Consider the following 9,154-nt stretch of genomic DNA (forward strand, 5'->3'; position numbering starts at 1 on the left):
AGCCATCAGGAATGCTGCAAATAAGTATCATACGACATACCTGCTCGCAAAGGCAGGACTTCCCGTACCGGCTACCTTCTCAGTGCAGGACAGGGACAAAGCCATTGAAATAATAAATGAACTTCGGGATGCAGTCGTAAAACCCGTCTTTGGCTACAAGGGAAAGGGCATCATCAGGGTCAGGGATGGAAAAATGGTAGAGCCTGATGGTACAATCTCACAGATCCCATGGAAAGAGCAGATCACACAGATGATCGATAGCTGGGGAATGCTCTACATCCAGGAGTTCATAGAGAACCAGGGAAGGGATATACGCGTTTTTGTAGTGAACGGCAAGGTGCTGGGTTCCATATACCGCAGCGCGCAGAAAGGCCACTGGATAAATAACCTGAGCCAGGGGGGCACATCGTCACCTTGCAGCCTTACCCCTTCACAGGAAAGGATCTGTGCGAAGGCTGCAGAAGCCGTAGGCACTGTATTTGCAGGAGTGGATCTCATCGAAGGGCCGGGTGGCACGATGGTGCTCGAGGTAAATGGCACTCCTTCCGGAGCAGGTATATATAGCTCATGCGGAGTTAATGTTGCCGGACATATTCTCGACTACATACACTTAAGAGAATGATCAAATGATATCTGAAGTTATATTTACGAGGCCTGCTTAATGGATGAATATAAACAATGTATCGTTGTAAGAGATGATCTGAAACTTTCAAAAGGTAAGCTTGCAGTACAGGTTGCACATGCAGCGGTTTCTGCCAGCAGCTGGGCTTCAAGATTCGTTCTTGATAACTGGAAAGAAGGCGGACAGAAAAAAGTGGTGCTGCGGGTCCCGGCGCTAAAAGACCTTTTCGAGCTAAAGGAAAAGGCAAGAAGAGAAGGATTTCCCACTGCGCTCATCGCTGATGCCGGCCTCACGGAGGTTGAACCCGGAACAGTGACCGTCCTTGGCATCGGTCCTGCAAGATCTCAGGATATTGACAGGATCACCAAGGACCTGAAACTTCTTTGATCTCATATCGATAGCAAATAATTCATTCAGGCAAGCTGCTGATGTTAATAGCAACTGCGCTGGAAATATTCTTTGTCGTTTAAAGCCCGGAAACTGCAGGGAGATGATGAGCTGAAAGTTACATGCCAACTTCGCTGTGGATATGATTGATATAGTCCCAGAACTATAGAGCCACTCATGCAGGTCCCTGAAACAGAACACATTATAGGCATGGAATTATATGCAACGACAGCCGAAGGCATTGGAGGCATGCTCAGGCAGGAGCCGGAGGATTTCATAGTAAAGGAAGTGTCAGGCTGGGAAGTGGAGGGTTCCGGAAAATACCTTATATTGGAGCTCACCAAGAAGGACTGGGACACGCATCATATTATGAGGGACCTGTCCAGGGCGCTTGGTATCAGCCAGAAGCGCATTGGTTTTGCAGGGACCAAAGATAAAAGAGCTGTCACCACCCAGCGTATTAGTATATTTGATATCCCAGTGGAAAGCATTGAAAAAGTACACATCAAAGACGTGCAGCTGACCTCTCTCGGTAGATACAGGAGAGCTGTGGAACTGGGAGATCTGCTGGGAAACCAGTTCAAAATAACAATACGTGACATATCTCTTGAAAAAGATGAACTGAAAAATAGAATGGATGGGATCACTTCCGAGATCAGAGCCATGGGAGGAGTGCCTAATTTCTTCGGAATACAGCGTTTTGGCGCCATCCGGCCTGTAACACATCTGGTAGGAGAAGCTCTTGTCAGAGGCTCGGCTGAAGAAGCTGCCATGATATATATTGCTGCAAGTTTCAGGGAAGAGCCGGAAGAAACAAGGATAGCAAGGGATGAAGTAAGGAACACCAGGGACTTTGCACAGGGACTGCGAACATTTCCCCCGCGGCTTAGGTATGAACGTGCTATGATGCACTATCTTGTGGAGCATCCAGATGACTATAAAGGCTCTTTTTCAATGCTGACAGAAACCATGAGCAGGATGTTCGTACACGCATTCCAGTCATACATATATAATAGAGTGATCTGTGCAAGAATTCAAGCCGGGATCCCCCTTAACCGGGCCATTGAAGGAGATATCGTATGCTTCAAGAACAGTGAGTCTTTACCTGATACCTCAAGGACGCAGCGGGTCAATGCCGTGAACCTGGATGGGATGAACAATCTGATAAAAAGAGGACGGGCATTCGTCACTGCACCGCTTTTCGGATACGACACCGAAATGGCTTCAGGTATTCCCGGAGAACTGGAAGCAACAATAATAGATGAACTCAAACTGAAACCAGAGGATTTCAGGTTGCAGGAAATACCCACAATGGCTTCCAGAGGACAGAGAAGAGAGATACTGCTCAACGTACAGCCACGGTTCGAGGTCCTTGAAGATGACCTGAACACCGGAAAGCAAAAAGTGATGGTGGACTTCTCCCTTCCTAAAGGAAGCTATGCCACCACGGTGCTGCGCGAATATATGAAAGTGGACCCTCTTAAGATGAGCTAACACCTTTCTTTCTGCCTTTCCAGCATGGCGCACATAAAAGCCTTGAATGGCGGGGAAGGCCTGCCCGGTCTTGACTTGAACTCCGGATGGAACTGGGATGCAAAGAAGAAAGGATGTCCGGGAAGTTCACATATTTCCATGCGGTTCCTGTTGACCCCGGAGAACACAAGCCCTTTTTCCTGCAATTTGTCCACAAAATTGGGATTTACCTCATATCTGTGCCTGTGACGTTCCACTATGCTACGTGACCCGTAGATCTTTTCTGCGAGGGAACCTGGTTTAAGCTGGGCCTCATAATCTCCCAGCCTCATTGTGGCTCCCATGTCCTCCACACCCTCCTGCTCGGGAAGTATATCTATGACCGGATAAGGCGTATCCTCATTGAACTCAGTGCTGTTCGCTCCTTTAAGACCCAATACGTTCCTTGCGAACTCGACCACTGACAGCTGCATTCCCAGGCACAGGCCCAGGAATGGGATGTTGTGCTCGCGTGCATACCTGATGGCCATCATTTTGCCTTCAGTACCTCTTTCTCCGAATCCACCGGGGACCAGAATGCCATCATAATCATCAAGCTTCCTGAGACACTCTGGATCCTGCTCCAGCGTTTCTGCATTGAGCCAGTCAGTGACATAGTCACAGCCACATTCGATGGACGCATGTTTTATGGATGCACTGATGCTGAGATATGAATCCTCAAGGTGAGTATATTTTCCTACTATGCATATTTTCACCTGTCCTTTCAGATTATTCATGCGTTCCACCATTTCGGTCCAGGAGGGATCATAACTGGCAGATTTCAGACAAAGCCTTTTAATCAGATATTGAGTAAGGCCTTCCTTATCCATCAAAAGAGGCAGTTCATATATGTCCCTTGCATCATGGGCACTGATGACAGCTTCTTCAGGTACATCACAGAACAGGGATACCTTTGAGATGGTGCTCTTTGATAGGGGCTCCCTGCACCTTGCAACTATGACGTTCGGCGTAAGTCCCAGTTCCCTGAGCTCTTTGACCGAATGCTGGGTTGGCTTGGTCTTCTGCTCACCCTGGGTATCTATTGGCACCAGTGTCACATGCACAAAGATGAGGTCTTCTGATCTCTCTTCCCGGTGCATCTGCCTGACAGCTTCAAGGAAAGGCATACTTTCAATGTCACCTACCGTGCCGCCTACTTCAATAAGGCAGATATCTGCACCGCTCTTTGCGGCAACTTTCCTTATTCTGTCCTTGATCTCATTGGTTATATGAGGAATGATCTGCACGGTCTTTCCCAGATAATCACCCCTGCGTTCCTTCAGGATCACAGATTGGTAGATCTTACCTGTAGTTAGATTATGGTCCCGGGTAAGTTCCGTATCCAGGAAACGTTCGTAGTTCCCAAGATCAAGATCGACCTCTCCTCCGTCCTTAAGCACGAAGACCTCCCCGTGCTGATACGGACTCATAGTTCCCGCATCAATGTTAATGTATGGGTCGATCTTAATAGCTGTTACCTTATAACCTATGTTCTTAAGGTTCCTACCAATGGATGCAGCAGTGATGCCTTTTCCAAGACCGCTCATAACTCCGCCTGTAACTATGATATATTTCATGTAGATCAACTACCCAGATCACTTGAATATTGGAAGCTTTATTAAGAGATATACACAGAATGCTGTGAAAAGTATCGATAAGACAACAGCTAAATAAAAACCCAGCACAGGACTGATCCCATTCGCAAATATACTTGAGACCGTCAGGATGAATAAAAGGAGCAGCAGAATTCCTGAAAGAAAGACCGTAGCCTTGGAGATCACATGTTCATAACTGTTTTTCAGCATTCCTGCCGATATTTCCGGAAGCTGCTCTTTCCAGTTACCTGCAGACTTCTTGTTCTTTACATAGACATCATTAGGTGCTGAGAGGGAATCATCCACCTGGATGCATTTTGTATCCTTGCCAGTAAGAGGCTGACCCAGGACCATGGAGAAACTACTTTTTCTCGCACCGTGGCTAACTGTTACATGCACATCTCCCTGATAGATCTTTTTGCCGTCAAAAGGAATTCTGACCACCACAGGGATATAATCTTCATGGGTCACGTATGGATTGTCCTCAAGTATTGTGACATTTTGCTTAAGAGTATCACTTACAGAAATATGTACATGGGTAGGTGAACTGTAATTGATGATCACTATCTCAAAGCTCTGTTCTTCCCCGGGAGAGAGAGGTATCTCCATAGATTCCATATCAAACTCAATGGAATTTATCCCCAGTCTGTTAATATGAACTACCTGCAATTTACCTTACCTCATTCCCTCAGATGCGGAGGCAGCATGTTAGGTATGCCATCATCTATTGGATAATATTCATTGCACTTTTTACAGTACAATGTACCTGTTATAACTTCGTCACCCTCTTTGCTCTGCACGTTCAGAAGAAGGTCACCTTTGCATAAAGGACAGGCAAGAATCTTCATCAGGTCCTCTTTCACATCTGTTCACCACCACCAACATGCATTACAGTAAATATCAAGGTTTTGGTGATATTTCAATAATCAGATACATTAATCTAGATACCATCCATTACATATTTGCATGCTCGACCTCCTGCTCAAAGTTCTGGATTTTGCTATCCCGATACTGATAACGATAGCATTGGGGCTTTTTGGCACAGGGCTTCTGATAGAGCTCGGACTGATGCAAAAGTTATCCATAGTGGCTGGTCCTCTTTTCCGTCATACCAATCTTCCGGATAGCTGTGCTTCGGCATTTGTGGTCTCTCTGGGCTCCGCTGTTGCTGCTAACAGCATGGTGGTACAGGTTCGCAACAGTGGCTGTATCAATGACAGAGAGGCAATGCTGTGCGCCCTGCTCAACAGCACTCCTGCCTATATAAGAGAGATACTTACATACCAGATACCAATAGTACTACCGGCCCTTGGATACTTCGTAGGCGGCTTCTATGTAGGCGTATTTATAATTACGGCAATAGTGAAGATCTCAATAGTGGTTATCCTTAGCAAGCTGCTGCTTGAAAAAAACAACTGCAAGATGGCCGATACAGCGACCCGGAAAAAGGTTTCCTTTAAAGATGCGATAAAGAGAACCTTTGTGAAAGAGAGACGTCTGTTCACGAGGATAGCGTTAGTATATCTGGCTATGACAACCATTGTGTTCTATTTGAGAGAAAATGGGGCCTTTGAGGCATTCAGCGTTCTGCCACTTGCAGAGATCTTTCATATCCCTTCTGAGAGCATCGTTCCCCTCACAACCTATATCGCGAGCCCTATCGCGGGGATATCATTACTCGGACCCATGCTTAGTGACAATGGGATCTCGCCTGTGCAGGCAATGATAGTACTTATGCTGGGAAGCATGTTCATGCTACCGATATTCGGTATAAGGTCACTTCTTCCCAGATATGTATCCCTTTTCGGAGCGAAAGTTGGTACGAAGATAGTAGGGATATCAGTAGGCATCAGTATGCTTGTCAGGTTGGCAATACTGATCATTCTGTTACAGGTAGCTGCATAAAAGAAATGCTAGAGCCAGATGCTGGCTCTGCACGGGATCTAAAAAAGCCTGAAAACATTAACTGAGATCAGGAGGTCATATTTGCAGGCGGGATCAGTACAGTGTCTATCACATGGATCACACCATTACTGCACTCGATGTCAGTCTGTATGACCTTGGCACCACCCACAAAAACACCCTCGTTAGTAACCTCTACATCAAGCATGTTACCTTCAAGAGTGGTTATGTTCCCCATACTAACAACGTCCTCAGCCATGTACTTGCCTGATGCCACATGATAGGTAAGTACTTTTGTCAGTTCGGTTTTGTTAGCCAGCAAGCCATTCAAAGTTTCTTTAGGGACTGCTGCAAACGCATCATCTGTAGGCGCAAAGACCGTGAAAGGCCCTTCTCCGCTAAGAGTTTCTACTAGATCCGCTGTTTGTACAGCCGTAACCAGAGTATTGAAAGAACCTGCATCTATAGCTGTCTGAACGATGTCCTTTTGTTCAGTTACTGTGCTCTCATTGCCTGCTTCTGGTTGTTCTTCTGGCTGTTCCGTACATCCTGACAGCATTAAGCTGAATGCTATCAGTAAAATTACAATAACCCATTTTTTCATTTAATACCTCCCTTTTTAAACGAATAACTTTCTATCTTAAAAGATTTAAGACTATCTTTTCTAAAAACTTCCAAAATAGGTGTATTGAAAATCCAGCACTATAGAACCCCACTATCTTGAAGTGAGGAGCAAATTTTTCAAAATGGTCCTGTACTTCGTGCAGATAATGGTATTTTTGTGCTTGCAAGATCATTTTATTGAAGACACTGCAGAGTGGAATTTATACATGCAACATAAGCAAATAATATATAGTTGTAATATTAAAATGAAATTGGGTAAGGGTTTAAAAAGCATTACATTAGCCGCACAAATTCTCCTGGCGGTTAGTTGAGAGCCACGATCAGACATTGGCAGAGTGAGCTGTGGAATTTAGATAAATTTCAGACACGAGGATCAGTTCTTTATCACATACCAAAATAATTCCTGTTCCAGGACAGGACTAAAACTCAGAAAAATAGCGCTTTGTTGTCAATGAGGAAGTAAAGATGTATTTCAATGTTTACTCCATCCCTTCGTTCATATCGTGTATCATTCTTTGTATTCTTCTCTATTACATCAAGGACTAGAAAAAAACCCCTGGTTCAAAATACATACCTCTGCTTCTGAGCTCCATAGCTTTTTATTCTTTTTTTTATGCACTTGAGATATCGTCTACAGATCTTCAAACACTTATGCTTTTCTACAAGCTGGAATACATAGGGATAGCCTTTGTTCCTTTATTCTTCCTGCTATTCGTTATGAGCTACAGTGGGAAAAAGAACATATTGCCGATTCCCTTATTGGCTTTTTTTATGGGAATTTCGATCACAACCATTCTTGTTGTTTTCACCACAGAACACCACACATTGTTCCACAGGATCTACTATATAAATTATGATGGCTTGTTCCCGGTATTGGACTATGATCCTGGTATATGGTACTGGGTGCATTTTTCATATACCATCCTCTGCACCATTCTGGGTCTTATTCTTCTTTTCAGTATGCTGCCAGGAACACTTCCCGTTTTCCGCAAACAGATCGCTATTGTAATACTCGGTTCTTCCATACCGCTTTCAACCCTTCTGATCCATCTGGCCGGAATGACTCCATGGGGCATCGATCCTTCTTCCTTTTCCCTCACATTGAGTGCGATCATTATATTTATAGGATTTACACAATACAAATTGTTCAATCTGACCCCTCTGGCTCGGAGCCTGCTTTTTGAGAATCTTCCCGAAAGTGTCATGGTTTTTGATACGAAACAGAGAATTCTGGATTATAATAATTCTGCTATAAATGATCTGTACATAAAACCAAAGGACGTAGGAATGCATGTATCGGAATTGCCTGAACCATGGTGTAATCTTTTAAATAGAAAAACCGATGCCATTGAAAAAAAGAATATAGAGGTCAGGGAGGAAATTGAAGGTTCAGCATTCTGGTTCAATATTACATTCCTGCCCTTGAATGACAAACGTGGGAATACTATGGGACAGATGGTGGTCATAAGAGATATCACTGGCATTAAGAATCTGGAAGGGTCCTTGCTTCAGGCAAAAGTTGTTGCTGAAACTGCAAGCCGCACAAAGAACGAGTTCCTTGCCAACATGAGCCATGAACTACGTACTCCTCTTAACTCAATAATTGGTTTTTCGGACGCCATGCTGGAAGGATATTCCGGAGAACTTAGCCCTAAACAGGATCACTATCTTCAGCACATCTCAAACAGTGGCAATCAACTGCTCAACCTTATCAATGGAATACTGGACATCGCAAAAATAGAAGCCGGTAAGATGGAACTTTCTCTTGGGACGATCTATATTGAGCCCCTTCTGACAGAGATATTGTCCGCACTAAAGCCTCTTTCAAGTAAGAAAAAAATAAAGATAAGTATACAGAGGGAAAAAGATACGAATGCTGTAGTAGCTGATGAGGCGAAACTGAAACAGATCATATACAACTTGCTCGGAAATGCTATCAAGTTCACACCTGAAGGAGAGGAGATCAACATTTGTATAGGGACGGTAGAGAAAATGGTACGCATCTCAGTTATTGACAATGGCATCGGCATATCTCCGGAGGATCAGAAAAAACTGTTCAGGCCATTCACACAACTGGATTCGACTTACAGTCGCAGGTATCAGGGTACTGGCCTTGGGCTTGCACTAACAAAAGAACTGGTTGAATTACATGGTGGCAGGATATGGGTGGAGAGCGAAGTAGGTAAAGGCTCTAAATTCTCTTTCGAAATACCAGCTGCTTAACTTAGTATATCTTCCATCTTTTGATCTGCAGGTATTGGACAGTGAAGAAATCATATTTTTCATATAGCAAGCAGCTATGGTTGCAGAAAGAGCATCTTTTCATGAAGAGATGATGGAATTGCAACAGCCTGATATCTTTTTTTGGCTTTGTAGAAAACATACATATTATGTTTTAACCACTGAGTTCACAGAGAACACAGAGGGTGGCAATATTTATTCATCTCCGTGAACTCTGTGTACTCTGTGGTTGCATCTGCCCACAGTTGGGATTGTAGCGTGACGATTTCTA

The 9,154-nt window shown here is 44.3% G+C and carries 9 protein-coding genes and 1 pseudogene; 6 read left to right on the forward strand and 4 right to left on the reverse strand.

Annotated elements, in window-relative coordinates:
• From A4E24_RS10425 to truD, 3 genes are all read left to right on the forward strand, one after another.
• Positions 1–622, forward strand: a 622-nt coding sequence (locus A4E24_RS10425) for a RimK family alpha-L-glutamate ligase (protein WP_292353307.1), incomplete at its 5' end; no start/stop codon positions are given.
• Positions 623–661: 39 nt separating this feature from the next.
• Entirely contained in the window at positions 662–1,009 is a 348-nt protein-coding gene (pth2, locus tag A4E24_RS10430) for a peptidyl-tRNA hydrolase Pth2 (RefSeq protein WP_292353308.1), read from the forward strand.
• 177 nt (positions 1,010–1,186) lie between these two features.
• Positions 1,187–2,503, forward strand: coding sequence for a tRNA pseudouridine(13) synthase TruD (truD, locus tag A4E24_RS10435; RefSeq protein ID WP_292353310.1), 1,317 nt, complete (start codon positions 1,187–1,189; stop codon positions 2,501–2,503).
• Here the strand turns inward: truD and pyrG are convergent.
• The 3 genes from pyrG to A4E24_RS10450 form a co-directional block, all read right to left on the reverse strand.
• Positions 2,500–4,098, reverse strand: a complete 1,599-nt coding sequence (pyrG, locus tag A4E24_RS10440) for a glutamine hydrolyzing CTP synthase (protein ID WP_292353312.1) — start codon at positions 4,096–4,098, stop codon at positions 2,500–2,502. The two genes, truD and pyrG, sit on opposite strands and share 4 nt — an antisense overlap.
• A gap of 18 nt (positions 4,099–4,116) precedes the next feature.
• Positions 4,117–4,734, reverse strand: a complete 618-nt coding sequence (locus tag A4E24_RS10445; RefSeq protein ID WP_292353314.1) for a hypothetical protein — start codon at positions 4,732–4,734, stop codon at positions 4,117–4,119.
• A 62-nt stretch (positions 4,735–4,796) separates the two neighbouring features.
• On the reverse strand, positions 4,797–4,964 hold the full coding sequence (locus A4E24_RS10450; protein WP_292353315.1) for a methytransferase partner Trm112: 168 nt from the start codon (positions 4,962–4,964) through the stop codon (positions 4,797–4,799).
• Between the two features lie 118 nt (positions 4,965–5,082).
• Here A4E24_RS10450 and A4E24_RS10455 point away from each other — a divergent pair, with 118 nt between their 5' ends.
• A complete protein-coding gene (locus A4E24_RS10455; RefSeq protein WP_292353317.1) occupies positions 5,083–6,021 on the forward strand; it encodes a nucleoside recognition domain-containing protein in 939 nt (312 codons plus the stop codon).
• A gap of 67 nt (positions 6,022–6,088) precedes the next feature.
• Here A4E24_RS10455 and A4E24_RS10460 read toward each other — a convergent pair whose 3' ends face one another.
• Positions 6,089–6,622, reverse strand: a complete 534-nt coding sequence (locus A4E24_RS10460; RefSeq protein WP_292353319.1) for a fasciclin domain-containing protein — start codon at positions 6,620–6,622, stop codon at positions 6,089–6,091.
• Between the two features lie 581 nt (positions 6,623–7,203).
• Here A4E24_RS10460 and A4E24_RS10465 point away from each other — a divergent pair.
• Positions 7,204–8,130 (forward strand): annotated as a pseudogene (locus A4E24_RS10465) (histidine kinase N-terminal 7TM domain-containing protein); the annotation flags it as partial.
• 15 nt (positions 8,131–8,145) lie between these two features.
• On the forward strand, positions 8,146–8,865 hold the full coding sequence (locus tag A4E24_RS10470) for a sensor histidine kinase (RefSeq protein ID WP_367121186.1): 720 nt from the start codon (positions 8,146–8,148) through the stop codon (positions 8,863–8,865).
• Positions 8,866–9,154: the final 289 nt, after the last annotated feature.

It is taken from the genome of Methanomethylovorans sp. PtaU1.Bin093, assembly GCF_002067275.1.
Classification (GTDB): Archaea; Halobacteriota; Methanosarcinia; order Methanosarcinales; family Methanosarcinaceae; genus Methanomethylovorans.